The organism is Stenotrophomonas sp. NY11291 (genome assembly GCF_023277365.1).
Lineage (GTDB): Bacteria > Pseudomonadota > Gammaproteobacteria > Xanthomonadales > Xanthomonadaceae > Stenotrophomonas > Stenotrophomonas geniculata.
This window is the reverse complement of record NZ_CP096975.1, coordinates 1,826,056-1,848,340: the sequence shown is the minus strand read 5'-3', so window position 1 is coordinate 1,848,340 and position 22,285 is coordinate 1,826,056. Positions and strand designations below refer to the sequence as shown.

Sequence of the window (22,285 nt, the reverse complement as noted above, 5' to 3'; positions counted from 1 at the left end):
CATATGCGCGATCTAAATAGAATTGAAGTTGCAGAGATTTCGGGTGGTTCGGGTAGCGTTCAATTCCAGATTGGTCAGAGCAACGGCACTCACGTGCGTGGAAACTTCCGCGACATCGGAGAGATGGCGTATCGCTATGGAAGAATCGCGCCCTTTAGCGGAGTCGGCGCCGCAGGCATGATCTGGAAGCACATCATGATGAGGTAATGAAACAGCCCCGGCCAAGGCTTTCGCCTGGGCCGGGGTATAGGAGAACGAAATCTGTGCTCAATAGAATGACTCGCTGGAAGCCCCGCCCCATCGCAGAAAACAAAATATTCGCGGCGGCGATCGCAATAGTTAGCGTCGGTGCGGCGCAAGGAATTCTAAACCATTTCGACGTTTTCGGCTCGAAAGCCATGACCGAACTGCTAGCCTTCCTTGTCTGCGTTTGGCTTTTCCCCAATGAGCCCGGGAGAAAATGGACATTCCCTCTTGGATTGAGCTTGGTGACTATCGGGCTATTGGGGGGGGCAATTTGGGTTTTTTTCATTGGATTTCCCCAGAGGCACGAAACCAACTTCCCCTCCCTATCGGACGTGCCCTTGAAGTTCTATATCCTCGGTCTAGTGACAAGCTGCATCGTAGCTCCACTATTTGAGGAAAAGACTGTGAGGCATCTCCTTTGGGATGGAGCCTCCCATTACTTTGGGAGACTGGCAGCCACCATCGGCGTAAGCGCGCTATTTGCAGCGGTTCATGTCGATGGAATGATTTCGGCCTTCCTCGTCTCGGTAACCCTCTGCATCGGAACGCAATTCTTCAATCTCAACTCAGCGCAGCGATCAATAATTCACGGAATCATCAATTTATCTATGCTGCATTGGGTTCTTCTGTATCCGACACTCCGTGAATTTACTCAGTCAACCTTTGGTTCGTCATCGTAACCGCAGGAGCGGGGCTGGCGCTCTTTTAGAATAATTTATCGCTAACGCATGGGGAACGGGAACCAACAATTACCTTCCCTGCTTTTGCCCGCTTGGCGATTCTGACAGCACCATCGCTTTGCGTCTCCGCCGCCCTCTCTTTCCATCCCAAGATTACATTATTGAGGGTCTAGCCCATTGAAGTCGTGATTCAATCCGAGGCAGCTGAATGCGGAATCGCCTGCCTGGCCATGGTCGCCTCGCATCATGGCAACAACATCGGACTCCGGGAGCTTCGCCGCCGCCATGCACTTTCCCTCAAAGGCGCCACCCTCGCCCAGATAGTAGAGATCGGGGGAAATCTCGGATTCCGTTGCCGGCCCCTGCGCTTGGACCTGAAGCACCTGAGCCAACTTCAGTTGCCGTGCATCGCGCACTGGGATCTCAACCACTTTGTTGTAATCAGCAAAGTTCATCGCAACGGCGTCACCCTTCTGGATCCTGCTTATGGCAAGCGTAGGCTTTCCCTGGAGGAGGTCTCGCGCCACTTCACCGGGATTGCTTTGGAGTTGCATCCAACTGCCGAGTTCCAGGTAACCCCTCGCCCGCCAGCGGTCTCGCTCGCACAGCTGACAGGAAAGGTAGAGGGACTCTGGCGAGCTTTGGGGCTACTGGCGCTCTTGTCCGTTGCACTTCAGGTATTCGTCCTGATAGCACCGTTCTTCATGCAGTGGACCGTAGATCAAGCGCTCGTCGCCTATGACAGAGACTTGCTGACCGTGCTGGGCACGGGGTTCGCTCTGGCGCTCTTGCTGCAGGTGTGTATTGGGCAGATTCGAGGCAGGGCGGTCATCTATCTGTCAAACCGACTCAACCTGCAATGGACTGGCAACGTCTTCCGCCACCTCCTGCGTTTACCCTTGGAATTCTTTGAGAAGCGCCACTTGGGCGACGTCACATCGCGCATGGGGAGCGTCCAAGCCATCCAGCAAGCATTGACAACCAGCTTCGTTGAGGCGCTCATTGACGGCCTCATGGCAGTTGTGACCTTGGGAATGATGCTGCTGTACAGCTGGAAGCTGGCGCTGATCACGCTGCTCGCGGTTGTTCTGTATGCAATTGCACGTGCCTGTGCATTCCCTCCCCTGCGGCGAGGCACAGAGAAGCAATTGATCGCTGGGGCACGACAGGAGAGCCATCTTCTTGAATCGATTCGGGGAGTGCAGTCGGTGAAAGTCGCTGGCCGCGAATCCGTTCGCCAAGCTGGCTACTTCAACCTCATGAACGAGACTGTCAATCAAGACGTTTGGCTCTCGAAGTTTGGGCTGAGCTTCGGGGGGGCGAATCAGTTGCTGTTTGGCCTGGAGCGCATTGCGGTCATCTGGCTGGGGGCACTACTGGCCATGGACAATGTGTTCTCCGTCGGCATGCTGATTGCTTACCTTGCCTACAAGGACCAGTTCTCGCAGCGCGTCGGAGCGTTGATCGATAAGTGGATAGAGTTCCGCATGCTTCGCCTTCACGGCGAGCGACTCTCCGACATTGTTCTCACCGAGCCAGAAGACAACGCTTCCAACGGGAGCGCCCTGTTGCCAGATGGACTCCGCATTGAGGTCGAGGATCTTGGTTTCCGCTATGCCCCTGGGGAGCCATGGGTGCTGAAGAACTGCAGCTTTGTGGTGGACGCCGGTGAGTCGGTCGCAATTATTGGCCCTTCGGGTTGCGGGAAGACTACGCTGGTCAAGATACTCCTTGGGCTCCTACAGCCGACCGAGGGTCAGGTCCGCATTGGCGGCGTGCCCCTATCAAGGATCAGCATGAGCGACTACCGCCGCATGATCGGAGCGGTGATGCAGGATGACCAGCTTTTCGCAGGAAGTGTCAGAGACAACATTGCCTTCGAAGATGATCACCATGATGAAGAAAAAGTGCTTGAGGCGGCGCAGTTGGCTGCTGTGCATGACGAAATCGCGGCCATGCCCATGGGCTACAACAGCCTGATCGGCGATATGGGAACGACCCTCTCTGGAGGCCAGAAACAACGGGTGATCCTCGCTCGCGCTCTGTATCGCAAACCTCAATTACTCTTCCTCGACGAGGCAACCAGCCACCTTGATGTGGAGCGCGAAAGACTGGTGAATGAGGCAGTAAAACAGCTTGAACTGACTCGGGTGATCATCGCCCATCGGCCGGAAACCATCGCCAGCGCCGACCGCGTGCTGATCATGCATGCGGGAGGAGTAGCGCACGTGCTGACCCAGAACACATCCAGCTCCCTGGCGCCGGAGCGAGGTGGTGCAGCGGAGCTCACTGCATGAGCGGCCTCTTCCGCAAGGAGGCAATTGATGCCCAGCGGCGAAGCTGGTTGGGCGAGATGTCCCTCGTACAGCCACTCCGGTTCTGGCTTCTGGCGGTGTTCGCAGCGATAGCGGCCGTAAGCATCGTCAGCTTCTTCTGGATCGGCGAGTATTCGCGTAGATCGCGAGTTACTGGTGAGCTTGTGCCCGACCTCGGGCTTTCCACGGTCGTCGCCCCAGCCGCTGGAGTGGTCGCAAGACTGGACGTCGAAGAAGGTGATCATGTGCAACGCAAGGATGGGCTGCTGACGATCAACGTGCCTCGGGTAACGTCCTCGGGGCAGGACGCCGTATCAACATTGCTCGACGCACAACGCTCCCGCATAGCCAGTGTGGGTGCGATGACCGAATTTCAGGATAGACAGCTGGAAGCTCAACAAGATGGCGCCAAGACCCAGCGCTCTGCAATGTTGCGTGAGCTTTCGCAGATTCACGCGGAGATCCGTACCCGTGGCGAGCAGGTGAGAATCGGGCGCGAGACCCTCGCCCGCTATCGGAGCGTCGAGGATGAGCGCTACGTAAGCCTGATTCAGATTAGCCAACAAGAGCAATCGATGCTTGAGGCCGTCAATGCGCAACAAGCCCTTCAACGCCAAGCGACCTCGATTCGGCGGAACCTGGCCGAACTTGAGCAGCGGCTTGCAGAAATTCCCCATCAAAGGCTATCCGCCAAGGCAGTGTCTGAGCGTGACCTTGCCGCGTTGAATCAGGAATTCATCCGGATGGAGGCAGACGGAGAGCTGCTCCTTCGAGCCCCGGTAACTGGACTGGTTGCAAATCGACTCGTTGAGGCTGGCCAGGCGGTGCAGCCTGGCCAACCCATTCTCAGTCTGCTTCCCAAGGGGTCCGAGCTTCGAGCACAGCTGCTGGTGCCCAGCTCGGCCATAGGATTCGTTAAATCAGGCGACCGGGTTCTGCTGCGCTACCAGGCCTATCCCCATCAGAAATTTGGAGCCCACGAAGGAACGGTCATCCGCATCTCTCGCAGCGCCTTGACGGGGAACCAGAAGGACGGCGACACGAAGCAGTCTCTATATCGAGTCCTAGTCACGTTGAATCAGCAGGGAGTGCTGGCATACGGGAAGATGGAGCCGCTTCGCCCCGGCATGCAGCTCGAGGCAGATATCATTGGGGAGCGTCGCAAGCTTTATGAATGGCTGCTGGAACCGCTCTATTCCGTGTCCGGAAGGCTGAAGAGCTAGTACGCGGGCTCGATTGGACCCGCGTTAATAAACGGCTGATCAAGAACTGGAGAAGCCCGGAAACTCCACCAACGTGGGTTTCCGGGCTATTTTATTGTCCGCCTCGCCTCGTCGCGAAACTCACCGCCCAGGCGCGGTCGCGATCCGATGCCGTCAAGCAATGTCGACACCGGCATCTTCTCTCACCTTCGACATCACTAAATCACTTCAGAATTTTCCCAGCCTCCCATTGGGGGGGATGTGTCCGCGAAGCCGTTCGTCCTTGGTCGCCATCAAGAGGAGACCACGGAGCACCTGCACCCTTCACATCAAGCCGCGCCCGAGGGGCACGGCCTGTTCGACACATCTTTCACAAAGGAACTGTATCCATGCGTACGTCGCTTCGGGTTTCCCTTGCCAGCGCCATCACCCTGGTTCTGGTCAGCGCCCCCGCCTTCGCCCAACCCACCGAACGGGTATGGACACGAGGCATGGCCAGCAACGAGCAGTACAGCAGTTTCATCGTCAAGTACCGGGACGGCAGCAGCAAGCGCGTCTCCGCCACCACCGCACAGGATGCGCTGAAGAAGCGCCTCGGCATCCAGCAACGCAGCAAGCGCTCGATCGGCGCTGCGCCGGCCCCAGCCGTGACCCATCAGCGCCGCATGGGCGGTGGCGCCGACGTTGTCACCACGGACAAGGCACTGGATCTTCCGGAAGCGCAGATCCTGATGCAGCGCATCGCCGACGATCCGGATGTCGAGTATGTGCAGCCCAACTACATGATGAGCGCGTTCGCCACACCGAACGATCCGCGCTACGGCGAGCAGTGGCACTACAGCAATCCGACCAGTGGTGCGCGCCTGCCGGCCGCGTGGGACCGCTCCACCGGCCAGGGTGTGGTGGTGGCTGTGGTCGATTCGGGGTATCTGAACAACAACGACCTGCAGGCGAACCTGTTGCCGGGTTACGACATGATCTCGTCCACCCGCCCGTTCAGTGATTGGCAGTGCATCATCGGGGGAATGAATCCCGGCTGTGGTGGCTCCGACGATGGCGACGGACGCGACGCCGATGCCTTCGATGCCTCGGGCATCGCTCACGGCACGCACGTCGCTGGGACGGTCGCGGCGGTGACCAACAACCAGATCGGCGTCGCCGGCGTGGCCTACAACGCGAAAGTGGTGCCGGTACGCGTACTCGGCAACCAGGGCAATGGCGGTTCCGCCGACATCATCGACGGCATGCTCTGGAGTGCGGGTATCAACGTGCCCAACGTCCCGGCCAATGCCAACCCGGCTGAAGTCATCAATCTCAGCCTGGGCGGCCGCCGGGCCTGTTCGCCGGCCGAGCAGGATGCAATCGACGACATCACCGCACAGGGCACGATCGTGGTGGTCGCCGCCGGCAACAGCAATCTGGATGTGTCCGAGTTTGCTCCGGCGAACTGCAAGGGCGTGATCGCGGTTGCTGCCAACGATCAGGGCGGGCGTCGTGCGTTCTACTCCAACTACGGCGCAGGCATCCACATCACCGCACCCGGTGGTGAAACCTGGTCCTGCCGCGCGTCCGTCGGCGAGTTCCTGCCGCTGGCCACGCCGCCGAACCAGACCAACTGCGCACCGACCCGCCAGCATCCGGCACAGGGCATCCTGTCCACCGTGGGCAACAACGCCTTCGACTTCATGTCCGGCACCTCGATGGCGGCGCCGCACGTCGCCGGCATCGTCGCGCTGATGCAGGCGGTGGCGCCGGTGCCCAAGACCACCGACCAGGTCAAGGACATCCTGCGTCGCACTGCGCGCCCGATCGCCGCAGCAAACTGCCCGGGGGGTTGCGGGCCAGGCATTGTCGACGCCGCAGAAGCGGTGAAGGCGGCCAGCAACTGATGGCATGGCGCAGCGGCCCGGCAAGGTCGCTGCGCCTTCGTCGCGCATCCGATCTGTACACGCAGGCAACATCAGCAGGCCCATAATCCGGTTCCGCGCCCGGTGCCGGGCGCGCTGCTCCGTCACGTACAGAAGGACCTGCAATGAGAACCAGAAACACCGCGTTCGCCGTGGTCATGACCGCTCTGGCCGCGAGCTCGGCTACCCACGCAGCCCCGCCTGCCATTGCCCCCGCCGGCACCGCAACGCTGGAAGCCCTGCTGGCCTGCAAGGCAGGTTCGAACTTCAGCGAAGCCGAGGCCATCGATGCCCTGCAGGCAGCCGGCCTGACCAGGAAGCCTGGCGGCACGTTCGAGCCGGAAACCACGCCAGTCGCCCTGTTCGGCGGTACCGTCACCCATGCCGATGTGAATGTCGCCGAGGGCGAGAAGAGCGTCTTCGTCTACTTGAACGGTGTCGATCCGAAGCGCCTCGCCAAGACCTGGTCGGTGACCACGGTCAACGAATACGCCAACACCGAAGAGCCCTCGTACGTGAAGCGCATCGACAAGCGCCACACCCTGCACGTGATTGCCGGTGACGATTACGAAGGTTATTCCGCCGCCGTGAAGTGCCAGATCGCGCCGTAACGGCCTGACCCGCGCTACAGCCAGCGCCGTACTCGCTGGCGGAAGGCTGCGTATGCCTCAGGAAAGCGGGCCGACAGTGCCCGCTCTTCCGGTACGATCTGCCACCGGTTGATGTACAGCACGAACAGCGGCACAGCCAGCAGTGCGGCCAGGTTCTGCAGGTACAGCATGGCACCTGCCAGGACAGTGGCCTGGCCCAGATACATCGGGTTGCGTGTGTAGCGGTACACGCCGTGCGTGACCAGCACGCTCGACGCCGCCGGCCGCAGGGGATTGACCGTGGCGCCCACGCGACGGAAGGCCAGCTTCGGCAGCAGGTTCAAGACCACGCCGAAGACCATCACAAGACCCGCAAGCAACTCAGGCATCGGTAGCTGCAACGCCCCGCCCGGCTGCCATCGGCTACCCATATAACCGATGGCGGCGCACAACAGCATCGCAAGAGGCGGAGGAACACGGGTCTCAAGCCAGCGCATCGCAGCCCTGCATTCATCCTGTTCACCCCAGTGTCACACGGAAATGCCTGAATCGCCCGGTTGGCGGCGCTTCCGTGCTCCAAACCGACCGCCCGGTATCTTCCGCTTTGACATGCCGACCGCTAGAGTGGCGCCACCGCGCAGGAGGATCGTATGGCAACCACGGGCTTGGGCTTCATCGGCCGCACGACCCTCATCATCACCGTGCTGCTCACCCTTGGCGGCTGCGCCACGTTGCGCCAGTTCGGGCCGTCGGTGCAGGTGGCCTCGGTCACCCCCGGCCAGTACATCGCCCTGAAGCGCGGCGACATCCTGACCACCGGCAAGCTCAGTTCGGCCACCATGGAAACCCTGCGCGTGGCCGGTCTCGACGAAGGCGTCTGCGCCAAGCCCGGCCTGCCCTGCATCGAGGCCATGGAAGGCAGCATCGTGGTGCGCGAGGAGGACAAGCGCTCAAGCCTGGCCGAGCTGTGGCTGCAGTATGCGATGACCCTGCCCGCGCCCAAGCGCGAGTACTCCACCTCCGGCCGTGCCAAGAGTGCGATCACCGAGCTGGATGCCGACTTCCAGCCGCGCCTGGACGCGTGGATGCAGGTCGCGCGGCAGGCCTACGCCTACCTGTTCTTCACCGAGCGAACGGCCAACCAGCGCGGTTTCGAGGACCGCCAGACCCAGGTGCGCGACTACTACAACCTGGCCGTGCAGGAAGCCTCGGTGCAGCTGTACAACGCCTATGCCACCGGGCGCGTGCACAGCCAGGCCAGCCATTTCCAGCTGGGCCGCTGGACCTTCGTGCTGGCACCTTCAGGTGAGGCATCGCCGCTGGATACGCGCACCCCCACCGAACTGGTGCCGGCGGCCTCGCTGTCGTTCACGGGCACGCTGCGCAGCGTGCATCGCCGCGATGGCTTCGGTGCCGAACTGGTGGCCGTGATGGAGGATCCGGCCGCCGCCACGGCCACCACGCCGCCGGCCACAACACCCGCCGCGCCGGCCGCCACACCGGTCACGCAGAGCTGGAGCGAGATGCCGTCGCCATCGATGACGGTACTGCTGCGCTTCTCCGGAAAGAACCTGTGGGAAGTGCTGCACGACGACGAGCCGGAACTGGAGATCCACGATCCCTACCAGGTCACGGAAGTCACCCTGCATGGGCAGCAGGTGCCATTGGCCGCGAACTTCACCGCAGGCTACGCATTGTGGCTGGCGCGCTCCAACTTCAGCCACCAATCACTGCGTTCGCTGTTCGGCGGCAAGGGCGGCATCGACACGCCGCATCTGTACATGATGCAGCCCTACGATCCGAACCGCCGCGTGCTGCTGATGATCCATGGCCTGGCCAGCAGTCCGGAAGCCTGGGTCAACGTCGCCAACGAGCTGATGCGCGACGACGAGATCCGCCAGGACTTCCAGGTCTGGCAGTTCTACTACCCCACCAACATGCCCATCGCGATGAGCCACGATTCGATGCGCCACACGCTGGATGAGGTGTTCAAGCATTTCGACCCCAGCGGCAAGGCGCAGGCTTCGCATGACATGGTGCTGGTCGGGCACAGCATGGGTGGCGTGATCGCGCGGCTGATGATCTCCTCTTCCGGCGATCATCTGGTCGACACCCTGCTGGAGACTGCGCAGATGACGCCGGCACAGCGTGAACTGCTGCGTACCAAGGGCGCACCGGTACTGACCTTCCTGCCGGAGCCGGAAGTATCGCGCGTGGTATTCATCGCCACGCCACACCGCGGCACCGATGTGGCGGGCACCCGCCTGGGCCGCTGGATCGGTCGCCTGGTGCGGTTGCCGCTGACCGTGCTGGAAGACGTCGCCACCATCGCCAACGACGGCCAGATCGATCGCAACGACGGCAAGCACGGCTACCAGATGAACAGCATCCAGAATCTGGACAAGGACGATCCCTTCGTCCGCGCCGTGGCGGACCTGCCGATGTCGCCGAAGGTGCACTACCACTCGATCATCGCGCGGGCCAAGGCCGATGGTCCGCTGGAAAAGACCGACGACGGGCTGGTGCCCTACTGGAGCTCGCACCTGCCGCACGCGGATTCGCAGAAGGTGATCGTGTCCGGGCACAGCGTGCAGGAAGCCACGCCGGCCATCGTCGAACTGCGGCGGATCCTGCATGAAGACATGCAGGAACACGACCGGCAGTACAAGTAACGCTAGGCGTGGCAGCATCACGGCAGCGGTGCTCTGGCCGGCCGGGACACCACCACCGCGGCAAGACCGGGAAACTCAGCCTTGTCCGTCGGACGCAGCTTCGGTGATCAGTTCGGCCACCGCTACCGGCTGCGATGCCAGCGATGCATGACTGGCATCCAGCGTGATGCTGGCACGTGGCTGCATGCGTGCCGCCATGCGCCGCTGGTTATCAGGGTGAATCATGTGGTCAGCGCTGGAGACCTGGTACCAGCTCGGCTTATGCCGCCACGCCGGAACACTGACGGCATCACCGAACATGCTCGCCAGCGGCGCCTTCTGGGTGACCGCCATTACCCGCGCCTCGTCGGCCTGCAGGTCCTGGCAGAAACTCTCGTGGAATTTGCCGGGCTGCAGCCACAGGTAGCCGTCGCTGTCCGGTGCCAGATTGGCCGCCGCCTGCGGTAGCTGTTGCTGGGTGATGCCGCCAGGGCTCTCGCCCGCATCCGGCGCGAACGCGGCGATGAAGACCAGGCCGGTCACGTTGGGTTCGTTTCCGGCTTCGGAGATCACCGCGCCACCATACGAATGGCCGACCAGCAGCACCGGCCCCGCAACCTGGCGGATCATGCGCCGGGTCCGCTCTGCGTCGTCGGCCAGCGACGTCAACGGCAGTTCCACGGCATGCAGATCGTGGAAGCCCCGGCGATCGAGCTCCAGGATCACCTTGGCCCAATGCGCGGCGCCGCCCCAGAAACCATGAACCAGAATGATGCTTGGCTTGCTCATCTTGCAGAACTCCTCACTTGGATGGGATCGTTGCCCGACAGCCATCAGCGCTGCCTGAAGCCACCCGACCAGACTACGGATCGCCCCTGCCAGCGGCGATGCACGGACTCCTGAAAACCATGCCAAGGCTCCACACCACCGAATCGCTTCAGGCCGGCTCCGACGCCTTGTTTGCGATCTTCCAGTCCTCGCGCATGCACGGCGGCGACATCACCCGCCACGTCGTGCAGCCCGGTGGGGCCCGCATCATTGCCGTGGGGCGCGGCTGCTTCCATTTCATCGAACAGGGCACGGCACGCCTGCATGCGGATGCCACGGTGGTGCCCCTGCAGACCGGCGAGCTGCTGTTGATGCCGCATGGCAGGACACATCGCATCGACTGTGCCGGCGACGCCTCGCAACCTGCCCATCTGACCACGGCGTCCTTTGGATTTGATGGCCCAGGCAGCCAGCTGCTGCTTGATGCCCTGCCCGGCTGGCTGCATGTTCCCGGGGTTGACCGGATGCCGAACGGATTTCCCGCCAGCTCAGCCGATTGGGTGGCGGTAACCCTGGGCGCAATCCAGGTTGAAGCGGCCCGGCCCACGCTGGGTAGTGGGCTGATGCTGTCACGCCTGCTCGACCTGTTGTTTGTCTGGACGTTGCGCTACTGGCTGGGAACCTCCAGCCCTCACAACTGCCAGCGTCTGCACGCACTGGCCGACCCATTGATCGGGCGGGCACTGGCGTTGATGCAGGCACACCCCGCACAGGCATGGACGGTCGAGTCTCTGGCGGCAAGCCTGAATCAGTCCCGCTCGAACTTCGCGCAGCGGTTCAGCCTGGCCACCGGCATGTCACCGATGCGTTATCTCGCTGGATCGCGATTGCAGCTGGCCGCGGAGCTGCTGCGCAGCGGAAACCGGCGGGTTTCGCAGATCGCCGGAGACGTCGGGTATCTCTCCGAACCAGCATTCAGCCGTGCGTTCCGCCGTGCTTTCGGCATGAGCCCGAATGCCTGGCGCCAACAGATGGCAGCGTCGCGAGAATGAGGGGAAAACCCTCATCGCACGTACGCATCAGCCCTTCTATGCTGGCTCCACTACCCCACTGGAGGTCCGCATGAACATGCAAGAGCCCAGCCGCCATCCCAGCCCCGACCCGGCCGAGCGCGACGCCTTCTTCCCGTCTCCGTACTCGCTGTCACAGTTCACGTCGGCGAAGAGCGACCTGTCCGGTGCCGACTATCCCGACGCGCGCCGTGATGGCCGCTGGAAGGTGCTGATGATCGCTGCGGACGAACGCTATCTGCCTACTGCCAACGGCCACCTGTTCTCCACCGGCAACCATCCGGTGGAAACCCTGCTGCCGATGTACCACCTGGACAAGGCCGGCTTCGACATCGATGTGGCCACGCTGTCCGGCAACGCCGCAAAGTTCGAGTGGTGGGCGTTCCCGCGCGAGGACAAGGAGATCGGCGGACTGTACGACCGCTACGAAGCCCGCTTCCGCCAGCCACTGCCGTTGGCTGAGGTGGTGGCAGGCCTCGATGCCGCATCGGATTATGCAGCCGTGTTCATTCCCGGTGGCCATGGCGCCCTTATCGGACTGCCGCAGAGTCGCGCGGTAAAGGCAGCCCTGCACTGGGCGATGGCCGAGCAACGCCACATCATCACCCTCTGCCACGGCCCGGCCGCGTTGCTGGCCGCAGGCGTCGACGAGGCCGACGGTGGTTCGTTGTTCCGCGGCTACCGCATCTGTGCCTTCCCCGATGCGATGGACCGGCAGACGCCGGAGATCGGCTACATGCCCGGGCAGCTGCCGTGGTTCTTCGGTGAACGCCTGGCGCAGCAGGGCGTGCAGATCGTCAATGACGGCATCGATGGCAGCGTGCTGCAGGACCGCCTGCTGCTGACCGGTGACAGCCCGCTGGCCGGCAATGCGCTGGGCAAGCTGGCCGCGCGCACGCTGCTCGACGCACTGGCCGGGCGCTGATCGGGATGGGCGATCTGGTGCAGGCGTTGCTGGAACTGGAACGCGCTCGCTCACTGAGTTCGGTGGGCGCGGTACTGCGCAGCATCTCTGCACCACTCGGCTACGATCGCGTGCTGGTGTTCGCCACCGGCACGGGGTTGGAGCGCGGTACCCAGCGCGTGTACTGGATCGAGGGCGACTGGTTCGGCGACGGCAGCAGTACCGACCTCGCGCGCTACCTGCACGCCTGTCCGGTCAATCGCCACGTGCTGGACAGTGACGCGCCGTTCTTCTGGAGCAAGCGCCAGGGCGTTCGCGGCGAACGCTATCAGGTGGTGAAGCAGCCTCGTGGTGAAGGCCTGCACGGCCTGCAGGTGCCGGTGTTCGGCACCACCGGCCTGGAAGGCGCGATCAGTTTTGCCGGGACAGCGATCGATGCATCGGCCAGCGCGCGGCTGCTGCTGGATGCTGCTGCAGCTGCAGCATTCCGTGCCGCACGCCGGCTTGCAGAGACACCCAGCGAACTTTCCGGACGGACGTTGAGCACGCGCGAACGCGAGGTGCTGCGCTGGGTCGCCGCCGGCCGTCGCCAGGCGGAGATCGCGGCCACGCTGGGGCTTTCCGCTCGTACAGTGGAAAATCACCTGCGTCGCGCGCGCCAGCGTCTGGGAGTGGCAACCACCGCGCAGGCGGTACGCGCTGCCAGTCGGCGCGGCGAGATCGAGGACTGATCCGGGCGAGACACTTCCGGCGGCCTGGTTCGCGTGTTACACAAGCCATGCGCATGTGCGCGATTGCAGAAAGCAAGGATGATGCTTATGAAACTGCAACTGGCTTCGATGGCGGCACTGATTGTGACGTTCGCTGGAATGATGTCGTCCGGCACGGCGAGCGCGGGGGTGCCGACCCCGCCCGGCAGCATAACCCGCTGCGAACCGTTTGAAGTGGAGCGTTATCGCTTCCACCAGCATTGCATCGTGACCATGCCCGACGTGGACGGTGAGATCTTCCTCAGCGAGTACTGGGTCGACGAGTACGGCAATCCCTATCTGATGTAAGCCCCCCATCGACAAGGAACGTGAGGATGAGACTGCATCAAGGTTTTCCGGCATGTGCGTTTGCCGCCGTGCTGGCCGTGGCCGCACTGGCTCCGGTCGGCACCACGATGGCGGCCGAAGTCGTCGAGGTCCAGGAGGAATGCGTGCCCTTCCGCATCGCTGGCAACGTATTCCACCAGCGCTGCACGTCGTACGTGGTCTACGACAACGGCACCCGCGAAGCCACCGGTCATTACAACCGTGACGAGAACGGGATGATCTACGACCCCTGATCGCGTCCGCGCGATCCGCCGGGCGGCGCCTTCACCGCCCGCCCGGCATCTCCCAGCCGCCCATCCCGGCATACCGCTGCCCTCGCCTTCCATGGCATGCTTCGTGAAACCGTTTTCATGGAATGGAGGGATTCCACGATGTTGTCGCGTTTCCGTCGCCCTGCGCTGTCTGCGCTGTCTGCGCTGCTGGCGCTTGCTCTGCCTGCCGTCGCCTGGGCTGCTGCACCGGCGCCGCTGAAAGTAATGTCGTTCAATGTCCGCACTCCGGCCGATACCGAACCGGGCAAGCGCTGGCCCGACCGTCGCGATGCCATGGTCAAGGTGATCCTCGACGCGCATCCGGCGGTGATCGGCACGCAGGAGCTGGTGAAGGAACAGGCCGACTACCTGTCAGGGCACCTGCCCGGCTACCGCTGGTTCGGTGAAGGCCGCCGCGGTGGCAGCGGCGATGAACACATGGGCGTGTTCTACGACAGCAAAGTGCTGGCCATCGAGGAATCCGGCAACTTCTGGTTGTCCGATACGCCCGATGTTCCCGGCAGCATCACCTGGGGCAACCTGTACCCGCGCATGGTCACCTGGGCCCTGTTCCGGCGCCTGGACGACGGCCGTCGCTTCTACTTCATGAATACCCACCTGCCCTACCGCAACGAGGACGAACCTCGCCGGGTGAAGGGTGCCGAGCTGATCAGCAAGCGCCTGGAAGCCCTGCCGGCCGACCTGCCGGTGGTGTTGACCGGTGACTTCAACAGCGAGCCAGGCGGTGACACCTACAAGGCGTTCACCCGCCTCCTGCAGGACACCCGTACCCAGGTGAAGGTTCCGCAGGGTCCGCGCCTGACCTTCCACGACTTCACCGGCAAGGCCACCGTGCAGCTGGACTGGGTACTGGTGCGCGGCTTCCATGCGCGCAGCTTCCTTACCGATGATCGTCGCATCGATGGCGTGCTGCCGTCGGACCACTTCCCGTTGGTGGTCGAGCTGGACTGGCCGAAGCACTGACTCCCTGCGGCAGCCGTGGCTACGGCGGCGGCTGCCGCGACAACAGCCGGTACAACGCCTGGTGCTGGTTGCGCGCCTGGCAGATGCGGGCGCCGACGGCAAGGAACACGGCAACGCCGATCAGCCCGAGCCCCAGCATCGGATCGGGCAGCCGCAGGAAACCGATGGCAGCGGCCATCGTCGCCAGCACCATCAGCACTACGACCGCTACCGACAGACCTGCGCCAGGCGGTCCCGGATCACCAAACAGCATGCGCTGGGTATCGCGTTTGTCATCGCTCATCGCCTTCCCTCCTGGATTCTGCCCCACTAGTTACACCGCAGGCCCCGGTTCTGGCAGAGTCAGAAACGTCATGACTGTGACAACGTCCACAGCACGCGACGCGCTACCCTTCCTCCATTCCCAATCTGCGGAGGACGTCATGGCGCACCAGAGCCGTCTGGCCGGATTCATCATCGACTGCCAGGACACGCCCGCTGACGAAGGCGCACGCTTCTGGGCGGCCGCACTCGGCCTGCAGGCGCAGCCATCGTATGCCGAAGATGGCGCCGAGTACGCCGACCTGCAGGGCGCTCCCGCTGGCCTGAACGTGGAAGTACAGCGCGTCGATCACCCTTCACGGGTGCACCTGGACATCGAGAGCGACGACATCGACACCGAGGCCGACCGCCTGGAGAGGCTCGGCGCGCGCCGGATCGGCTTCGTCAAACGTTGGTGGGTGATGGAAGCGCCCACTGGCCATCGCTTCTGCATCGTGCGCATGCGCGAGCGCGACGCACCGGCCAATCACTGGCCCTGACAGAAGAAAGGGACGGAAGCCACTGCTTCCGTCCCCTGCGGTTACTCCACCTGCGCCACGCTCGGCGGCTGCGGTGATTGCCCCCATCCCCCCAGCGCCTTGTACACGCCCACCACGCTGACATTGACCTCGGACTCAGCCGCCGCCAACGCATCATCGGCCGCCAGTTGCGTGCGCTGCGCATCCAGCAGGGTCAGGAAGTCCTCCGAGCCCTCGCGGTAGCGGATCTGCGCCAGCGACTCAGCGCGGCGTGCCGCCTGCGCCTGCTCGACCACGATCGCCAATCGCGCCTGCTGCTTGGAATAGCGGGTCAGCGCGTTTTCGGTGTCTTCCAGTGCCAGCAGCACGGCCTGCTCATACTGTGCTGCCACGCCTTCGGCCTCGGCCTTGCTGGCACGCAGGCGTGCACGCACGGTGCCGAAGTCGAATGCTGCCCAGCTCAGCGACGGGGTCAGCGACCAGGCCTTGTTGTTGCCATTGACCAGGCCACTTGCATCGCCGCCGAGGAAGCCGACGAAACCGGACAGCGACAGCCGCGGGAACAGGTCCGCAGTAGCCACGCCCACGCGTGCGGTAGCAGCGGCCAGGCGACGCTCGGCCACGCGCACGTCGGCGCGTTGGCGCAGCAGCTCGCGGGTATCGCCCAGCGGCAGTGCCTTGGCGAATGCCGGCACGTCATGTGGTGCCAGCATGGCGGTCAGCGTTTCCGGGCGCTGGCCCAGCAGCACCGCCAGCCGGTTACGCGACTGCGTCTCGGCCACTTCCAGAAGCGGAATGTCGGCCTCGATCGCCTTCAGCCGTGCACGGCTGCTCTGCACGTCCAGCTCACTGCCGGCGCCCAGCTCCCAGCGCGCCTCGGTCAGCTTCTGCGTATCGCGCAGGTTGACCAGCGTGTGCTGGGCCACGGCGATGCGCTTCTGCGTACCGCGCAGCTCGAAGTAGTTGCGCGCCACTTCGGCGGCGACCAGCACCTGCGCATCGGCCAGGTTGGCCTGCTCGGCGTCGAGGTCGGCGCGCGCGGCTTCTGCAGCACGGCGCTTGCGGCCGAACAGATCCAGCTCCCAGCCGGCGTCGAAGCCGAGCTGGTAGCTTTCACTGAACACCCGCTGCCCACCCAGCTGCGGATCGGGTTGCTTGCGGCGGTCGTAGCTGCCGCCTGCGGTGATGTGCGGGGCCTGGTCGAAACGGCTTTCGACGAACACCGCGCGGGCCTGGCTGACGCGGGCCACGGCCACGCGAAGATCCAGGTTGTCCGACAGTGCGCCATGCACCAGCTGTTCCAGCACCGGATCATCGAACTGCGCCCACCAGCTGGCCACCGGCGAGGTGGTGCTGAACACCGGCTGCTGCGCACCCCGCAGCACCACAGGCTCCTGTACCGGCGCCTTGTAGTTGGGGCCGACGCTGACACAGCCTGCCAGCACCAGGCTGGAGACGGCCATCGCCAACGTGCGGATCACCATGGCAGCACCTCGCCCAGGTAGGTGAAGCTGCCGCTGGCGCCGGATTCACCGATCAACGCCATTTCCACGCTGGAACGTGCGCCTTCGCTGATTTCGATTTCGCCGTTGCCGCCGTTCATGTCGGTCTTCACGTAACCCGGATGCACGGTGTTGACCTTGATCGGGGTATTGCGCAGTTCGTAGGCCAGACTCAGGGTCCAGCTGTTCACCGCCGCCTTGGAGGCGTTGTAGGCCGGGATCTTGAAATCGTAGATGCCCGACGTCGGGTCGGCGTGCAGGGTCTGCGAGCCGAGCATGCTGGACACGTTGACGATGCGCCCGGATTTGGCCTGCTTGACCAGCGGCAGGAAGGCCTGGGTGACCGCCACCAGCGCGTACACGTTGGTGTCGAAGGTGCGCTTCCAGGTTTCGAGCGACTGCTCCGACGGCGCCTGCGCCGGGTTCTCGATCATGATGCCGGCGTTGTTGACCAGGATGTCGAGGCGGCCATGGCGCTGGCGCACCTGCTCGACCGCTTCGGCGATGCTGGCCGCGTCGGTCACGTCCAGTTGCAGGGCTTCGACCGGCAGGCCTTCAGCCTGCAGCTTCAGTGCCAGCTCCACGGCGGTCTCACGCTTGCGACCGGCCAGCAGCGTGTGCACGCCAGCCTGGGCCAGCTGGCGCACAGTTTCCAGGCCGATGCCACGGGTGGCGCCGGTGACCAGCGCGATCTTGTTCTGATGGGTGTTCATGGATGCATGCCTTGTGAGGGGAAAGCCGCCACCGGCCAATGACCGGCGGCGACGGGGTTCCATATCAGTGGTGGATGGTCGGCTCGCCGTGCTGCACCAGCTGGCCACCACCGTTGCGGGTGACGAACTTGCGCAGGGCCACGTAGAACACCGGGGTGAGGAACAGGCCGAACAGGGTCACGCCCAGCATGCCGGCGAACACGGTGATACCGGTCACCGAGCGCACTTCGGCGCCTGCACCGTGCGACAACACCAGCGGCACGGTGCCGGCGATGAACGCGATGGAGGTCATCACGATCGGGCGCAGACGCAGGCGGCAGGCCTCCAACGCGGCTTCAACGATACCCTTGCCGCCCATCTCCAGCTCGCGTGCGAATTCGACGATCAGGATCGCGTTCTTGCACGCCAGGCCCATCAGCACCACCAGGCCGACCTGCACGAACACGTTGTTGTCGCCACCGGTCAGCCATACGCCGAACAGCGCGGACAGCAGGGTCATCGGCACGATCAGGATCACCGCCAGTGGCAGCGACCAGCTCTCGTACAGCGCGGCCAGCACCAGGAAGGCCAGCATGATCGCCACCGGGAACACGATGAAGGCTGCCTTGCCCTGGGTCGCCTGCTGGTAGCTCAGGTCGGTCCATTCAGTGGTCATGCCCACCGGCAGCACCTTGCCGGCGATCTCGGTCAGCTTGTTCATCGCCTCGGCGGAGGACAGCAGGCGCGGGTCGGCTTCACCGGCCAGGTCAGCCGCCGGATAGCCATTGAAGCGCAGCACCGGGTCCGGGCCGAAGGTCTGCTTGATGGTGACCATCGAACCGATCGGCACCATCTCGCCGCGGTCGTTGCGGGTGCGCAGCTTGCCGATGTCCTCGACCGTCTCGCGGTACGGACCGTCGGCCTGGGCGATCACCTGCCAGGTACGGCCGAACTGGTTGAAGTCGTTGACGTAGGCCGAACCGAGGTAGGTCTGCAGGGTGTCGAACAGTTCGGTGAGCTGCACGCCCTGCGCCTTGGCCTTGACGCGGTCGACCTCGGCATCCAGCTGCGGCACATTGGCCTGGTAGCTGGAAATCGGGAAGGCCATGCCCGGCGTCTGCGCCACGGTGCCCTGCATCGCCTGTACGGCATTCTGCAGCGCGCCGTAACCCAGGTTGCCACGGTCCTCGATGAACATCTGGTAGCCGTTGCCGTTGCCCAGGCCGAGGATCGGCGGCGGCATCATCGCGAAGGCGAAGCCTTCCTGCAGCCCGGCGATCTTCTGGTTGATCTCGGCGTTGATCTGCGCGGCGGTGCGGCCATGGCGCTCGGCGAACGGCTTGAGCGGAATGAACGCCACACCAGTGTTCGGCGTGTTGGTGAACTGCAGCGCGTTCAAGCCCGGGAACGAGATGGTGTGGGCCACGCCATCGGTTTCCTGGGCGATCTTGGCGACCTTGCGCAACATTTCATCGGTACGCGCGATCGAGGAGCCTTCCGGCAGCTTCACACCCGCGATCAGGTACAGCTTGTCCTGGGTCGGGATGAAGCCCGGCGGCACCAGCTTGAAGATCACGCCGGTACCGACCAGCAGGATCGCGTAGACCACGAACACCGCACCGCGACGGCCGAGGATGCGGGCCACGCCACGCTCGTACTTCTCCGAGCTGGACTTGAAGAAGCGGTTGAACGGACGGAACACCCAACCGAACAGGCGGTCGATCAGGCGGCTCGGGCCGTCCTTCGGGGCACCGTGGGCCTTCAGCAGGCGCGCGGCGAGGGCCGGCGACAGGGTCAGCGAGTTGATCGCCGAGATCACCGTGGAAATGGCGATGGTGACCGCGAACTGCTTGTAGAACTGGCCGGTGACACCGGACAGGAACGCCATCGGCACGAACACGGCGCACAGCACCAGCGCGATCGCCACGATCGGGCCGGAGACCTCGCGCATGGCCTGGTGGGCCGCTGCGGTGGGCGACAGCCCTTCCTCGATGTTGCGTTCGACGTTCTCCACCACCACGATCGCGTCGTCGACCACGATGCCGATCGCCAGCACCAGGCCCAACAGGCTCAGCGTGTTGATCGAGAAGCCCAGCAGGTACAGCGCGGCAAAGGTACCCACCACCGACACCGGCACCGCGATCAACGGGATGATCGAGGCACGCCAGGTCTGCAGGAACAGGATCACCACCAGCACTACCAGGGCGATGGCTTCCAGCAGCGTGGAGACCACGGCCTTGATCGAGTCACGCACGAAGATGGTGGTGTCATACACGGCTTCGTACTTCACGTCGGCCGGCATGGTCTTCTGCATCTCGTCCATCGTCGAGATGACCTGGTCGCGGATTTCCAGCGCGTTCGCACCCGGCGACTGGAAGATACCGATACCGACCGCGTTCTTGCCGTCCAGCTGCGAGCGCAGGGTGTAGTCGCCCGCACCCAGCTCCAGGCGGGCCACGTCGGACAGGCGCACGATCTCGCCATCGGTGCCGCTCTTGAGCACGATGTCGCCGAATTCCTTTTCGGTCTTCAGCCTGCCCTGGGCGTTGATCAGGGTCAGGAACTTGCTGTCCGGCAGCGGTTCGGCGCCAAGCTGGCCGGCCGACACCTGCACGTTCTGCTCGCGCATGGCGCGCACCACGTCGCTGGCGGTCAGGCCGCGCGAAGCCACCTTGTCCGGGTCCAGCCAGGCGCGCATGGCGTAGTCGCCGCCGCCGAAGATCTGCGCGTCACCCACGCCCGGAATACGCGCCAGCGCATCCTTGACGTGCAGGCGCGCGTAGTTGCGCAGGTACAGGGTGTCGTACTTGCCTTGCGGCGAGGTCAGGTGCACCACCATCAGGAAGGTCGGTGACTGCTTCTGCGTGGTCACGCCCTGCCGGCGCACGTCCTCGGGCAGGCGCGCCTGCGCCTGCGCCACGCGGTTCTGCACCTTCACCGCCGCTGCGTCCGGGTCGGTGCCCGGGCGGAAGGTGACGGTCATCTGCAGCACGCCGTCCGAGCCGGCCACCGACTTCAGGTACATCATGCCCTCGACGCCGTTGATCGCTTCTTCAAGCGGCGTGGCGACGGTCTCGGCAATGACCTTGGGGTTGGCGCCCGGATACACCGTGCGCACGACCACCGACGGCGGCACCACTTCCGGGTACTCGCTGATCGGCAGGATTGGAATCGTGATCAGGCCTGCGGCGAAGATCACGATCGACAGCACCGCCGCGAAGATCGGCCTGTCGATGAAGAAACGGGAAAAGTCCATGGAGGAATTCCTGGGAAAGGCATTCGGCGGGCAACAGCCGCCCTGCCCCTCGTCACGTTGACGAAGGCAGGAACGGCTGCCGCTGGCGCCGGCAGCTAAGCGGGGACGCGGATCAGTGCTTCAGGGCGGCGGTGGCATCGCGGCCCGGTGCCGGCGCCGGCTGTGGCTGCATCGCCACCGCCTTGGCCTGCACCGGCATGCCCGGCATGAAGACCTTCTGCACGCCGTCGATGATCACCTTGTCGCCCGCAGCCAGGCCGTGTTCGACAATGCGCAGGCCATCAGCGGTGCGACCGAGCTGGATGTCGCGGCGCTGGGCCTTGCCATCCTTGTCGACCACGTACACATACTTGCGGTCCTGGTCGGTCAGCACGGCCTTGTCGTCGATCAGCAGGGCCTGGAACTGGCCGCTGCCGAGCAGCTGCACGCGGGCGAACAGGCCCGGCGTGAACTGGCGGTCGGCGTTGTCCAGCAGTGCGCGGACGCGGATGGTGCCGGTGCTGCGCGCCACCTGGTTGTCGAGGAAATCGACCTTGCCCGAGTGCGGATAGCCCTCTTCCCCGGACAGGCCGACCTTCACCGGCAGCTCGCTGTCCCGCTCGCTCGGGCGCTCGCCCTTGCGCGCCATCTGGGCGTAGCGCAGGAAAGTGCTCTCATCGGCATCGAAGTAGACGAACACCGTGTCCAGCGAGACCAGCGTGGTCAGCACGCTGGCGCTGTCGCCGGCGGTGACCAGATTGCCAGCGGTGACCATCGCGCGGCCGGCACGGCCGTCGATCGGTGCCCGCACCTTGGTGAACTCCAGGTTGAGCCGGGCCGCGTCCAGCGCCGCCTGCGCGGCCTGCACCGCAGCACCGGACTGGTCGGCCGCCGCACGACGCTGTTCGGCGGTCTCGGTGGAGATCGCCTGCTGCTCGGACAGGCGCTTGGCACGCTCGGACTCGCTGCGGGCCAGCGTAGCCTGGGTGCGGGCACGGGCCAGTTCTGCGGCAGCGCGATCGTACTCGGCCTGGTAGCTGCGCGCGTCGATGGTGAAGAGCACTTCGCCCTTCTTCACTTCCTGGCCTTCGACGTAGTTGACCTTGTCGATGTAGCCGGACACGCGCGGACGCAGTTCAACGCTCTGTACCGCTTCGACGCGGCCGCTGAATTCGTCCCACTGGCTGACCTGCTTGACCAGCACCGGCGCTGCGCTGACCTGCGGCGGAGGCGGTGCACCGGCTTCTTCGGCATGGCCGCCGCTGCAGGCCGCCAGCACGGCCGCGGCGAGGATCGACACGCCGACCATCGCGATGCGATGGCCGAAACGATGTGGGGTGGTATTGGGGGAAGTCATGGCATGCATCCGTACGGAGGGGTGGTACAGCTAGATGAGAACGTGTTGCAAAAAT

At 64.0% G+C, this 22,285-nt stretch carries 21 protein-coding genes; 14 read left to right on the top strand and 7 right to left on the bottom strand.

Annotated features, from left to right (window positions below; translation table 11 throughout):
- Positions 1–3 precede the first annotated feature (3 nt).
- The 6 genes from M1L61_RS08715 to M1L61_RS08690 all read left to right on the top strand — a co-directional run bounded on the left by M1L61_RS08715 (position 4) and on the right by M1L61_RS08690 (position 6,961).
- Positions 4–207: a hypothetical protein gene (locus M1L61_RS08715; RefSeq protein WP_019338366.1), complete on the top strand. Its 204-nt coding sequence runs from the start codon at positions 4–6 to the stop codon at positions 205–207.
- Positions 207–926 (top strand): type II CAAX endopeptidase family protein, encoded by a 720-nt coding sequence (locus M1L61_RS08710; RefSeq protein WP_329834583.1) that lies wholly within the window; start codon positions 207–209, stop codon positions 924–926. The genes M1L61_RS08715 and M1L61_RS08710 overlap by 1 nt, the downstream gene beginning before the upstream one ends.
- A 176-nt stretch (positions 927–1,102) precedes the next feature.
- Positions 1,103–3,223 carry a peptidase domain-containing ABC transporter gene (locus M1L61_RS08705; RefSeq protein WP_237707043.1) on the top strand — a complete coding sequence of 707 codons (2,121 nt, stop codon included), beginning with the start codon at positions 1,103–1,105 and terminating at the stop codon, positions 3,221–3,223.
- Positions 3,220–4,464 (top strand): HlyD family efflux transporter periplasmic adaptor subunit, encoded by a 1,245-nt coding sequence (locus M1L61_RS08700; protein ID WP_019338362.1) that lies wholly within the window; start codon positions 3,220–3,222, stop codon positions 4,462–4,464. Before M1L61_RS08705 ends, M1L61_RS08700 begins: the two co-directional genes overlap by 4 nt.
- Positions 4,465–4,832: 368 nt before the next feature.
- The gene (locus M1L61_RS08695; RefSeq protein WP_227200222.1) at positions 4,833–6,332 is read left to right on the top strand and encodes a S8 family serine peptidase; all 1,500 of its coding nucleotides are present in this window, start codon (positions 4,833–4,835) and stop codon (positions 6,330–6,332) included.
- A 143-nt stretch (positions 6,333–6,475) separates the two neighbouring features.
- Complete coding sequence (locus tag M1L61_RS08690) at positions 6,476–6,961, top strand: hypothetical protein (protein WP_248854583.1); 486 nt, start codon at positions 6,476–6,478, stop codon at positions 6,959–6,961.
- 14 nt (positions 6,962–6,975) lie between these two features.
- Here M1L61_RS08690 and M1L61_RS08685 read toward each other — a convergent pair whose 3' ends face one another.
- Complete coding sequence (locus M1L61_RS08685; protein ID WP_248854582.1) at positions 6,976–7,437, bottom strand: isoprenylcysteine carboxylmethyltransferase family protein; 462 nt, start codon at positions 7,435–7,437, stop codon at positions 6,976–6,978.
- A gap of 153 nt (positions 7,438–7,590) precedes the next feature.
- Here M1L61_RS08685 and M1L61_RS08680 point away from each other — a divergent pair, with 153 nt between their 5' ends.
- Positions 7,591–9,612: an alpha/beta fold hydrolase gene (locus M1L61_RS08680; RefSeq protein WP_248854581.1), complete on the top strand. Its 2,022-nt coding sequence runs from the start codon at positions 7,591–7,593 to the stop codon at positions 9,610–9,612.
- Positions 9,613–9,687: 75 nt separating this feature from the next.
- Here the strand turns inward: M1L61_RS08680 and M1L61_RS08675 are convergent, their stop codons facing one another.
- Positions 9,688–10,380, bottom strand: a complete 693-nt coding sequence (locus tag M1L61_RS08675; RefSeq protein ID WP_248854580.1) for an alpha/beta hydrolase — start codon at positions 10,378–10,380, stop codon at positions 9,688–9,690.
- A gap of 98 nt (positions 10,381–10,478) precedes the next feature.
- On the opposite strand from M1L61_RS08675, the gene M1L61_RS08670 reads away from it, so the two are divergent.
- The 6 genes from M1L61_RS08670 (at position 10,479) to M1L61_RS08645 (ending at position 14,665) form a co-directional block, all read left to right on the top strand.
- A complete protein-coding gene (locus M1L61_RS08670) occupies positions 10,479–11,411 on the top strand; it encodes an AraC family transcriptional regulator (protein ID WP_239519153.1) in 933 nt (310 codons plus the stop codon).
- A gap of 70 nt (positions 11,412–11,481) precedes the next feature.
- A complete protein-coding gene (gene hchA / locus M1L61_RS08665; RefSeq protein WP_248854579.1) occupies positions 11,482–12,354 on the top strand; it encodes a glyoxalase III HchA in 873 nt (290 codons plus the stop codon).
- Between the two features lie 5 nt (positions 12,355–12,359).
- Positions 12,360–13,064: a PA1136 family autoinducer-binding transcriptional regulator gene (locus tag M1L61_RS08660; protein WP_010484423.1), complete on the top strand. Its 705-nt coding sequence runs from the start codon at positions 12,360–12,362 to the stop codon at positions 13,062–13,064.
- An 87-nt stretch (positions 13,065–13,151) separates the two neighbouring features.
- Positions 13,152–13,391, top strand: a complete 240-nt coding sequence (locus M1L61_RS08655; RefSeq protein ID WP_019338353.1) for a hypothetical protein — start codon at positions 13,152–13,154, stop codon at positions 13,389–13,391.
- 26 nt (positions 13,392–13,417) lie between these two features.
- The gene (locus tag M1L61_RS08650) at positions 13,418–13,663 is read left to right on the top strand and encodes a hypothetical protein (RefSeq protein WP_071305804.1); all 246 of its coding nucleotides are present in this window, start codon (positions 13,418–13,420) and stop codon (positions 13,661–13,663) included.
- A gap of 138 nt (positions 13,664–13,801) precedes the next feature.
- Entirely contained in the window at positions 13,802–14,665 is an 864-nt protein-coding gene (locus M1L61_RS08645; RefSeq protein ID WP_248854578.1) for an endonuclease/exonuclease/phosphatase family protein, read from the top strand.
- A 19-nt stretch (positions 14,666–14,684) separates the two neighbouring features.
- Here M1L61_RS08645 and M1L61_RS08640 read toward each other — a convergent pair whose 3' ends face one another.
- A complete protein-coding gene (locus M1L61_RS08640) occupies positions 14,685–14,948 on the bottom strand; it encodes a hypothetical protein (RefSeq protein WP_010484415.1) in 264 nt (87 codons plus the stop codon).
- 139 nt (positions 14,949–15,087) lie between these two features.
- On the opposite strand from M1L61_RS08640, the gene M1L61_RS08635 reads away from it, so the two are divergent.
- On the top strand, positions 15,088–15,465 hold the full coding sequence (locus M1L61_RS08635) for a VOC family protein (protein WP_071305806.1): 378 nt from the start codon (positions 15,088–15,090) through the stop codon (positions 15,463–15,465).
- A gap of 41 nt (positions 15,466–15,506) precedes the next feature.
- Here M1L61_RS08635 and M1L61_RS08630 read toward each other — a convergent pair whose 3' ends face one another.
- The 4 genes from M1L61_RS08630 to M1L61_RS08615 form a co-directional block, all read right to left on the bottom strand.
- Positions 15,507–16,928, bottom strand: a complete 1,422-nt coding sequence (locus tag M1L61_RS08630; RefSeq protein WP_248854577.1) for an efflux transporter outer membrane subunit — start codon at positions 16,926–16,928, stop codon at positions 15,507–15,509.
- Positions 16,922–17,659, bottom strand: a complete 738-nt coding sequence (locus M1L61_RS08625; protein ID WP_049483068.1) for an SDR family oxidoreductase — start codon at positions 17,657–17,659, stop codon at positions 16,922–16,924. Before M1L61_RS08625 ends, M1L61_RS08630 begins: the two co-directional genes overlap by 7 nt.
- Before the next feature lie 64 nt (positions 17,660–17,723).
- The gene (locus tag M1L61_RS08620) at positions 17,724–20,894 is read right to left on the bottom strand and encodes a multidrug efflux RND transporter permease subunit (protein WP_248854576.1); all 3,171 of its coding nucleotides are present in this window, start codon (positions 20,892–20,894) and stop codon (positions 17,724–17,726) included.
- Positions 20,895–21,006: 112 nt separating this feature from the next.
- Entirely contained in the window at positions 21,007–22,230 is a 1,224-nt protein-coding gene (locus M1L61_RS08615; protein WP_005409110.1) for an efflux RND transporter periplasmic adaptor subunit, read from the bottom strand.
- Positions 22,231–22,285: the final 55 nt, after the last annotated feature.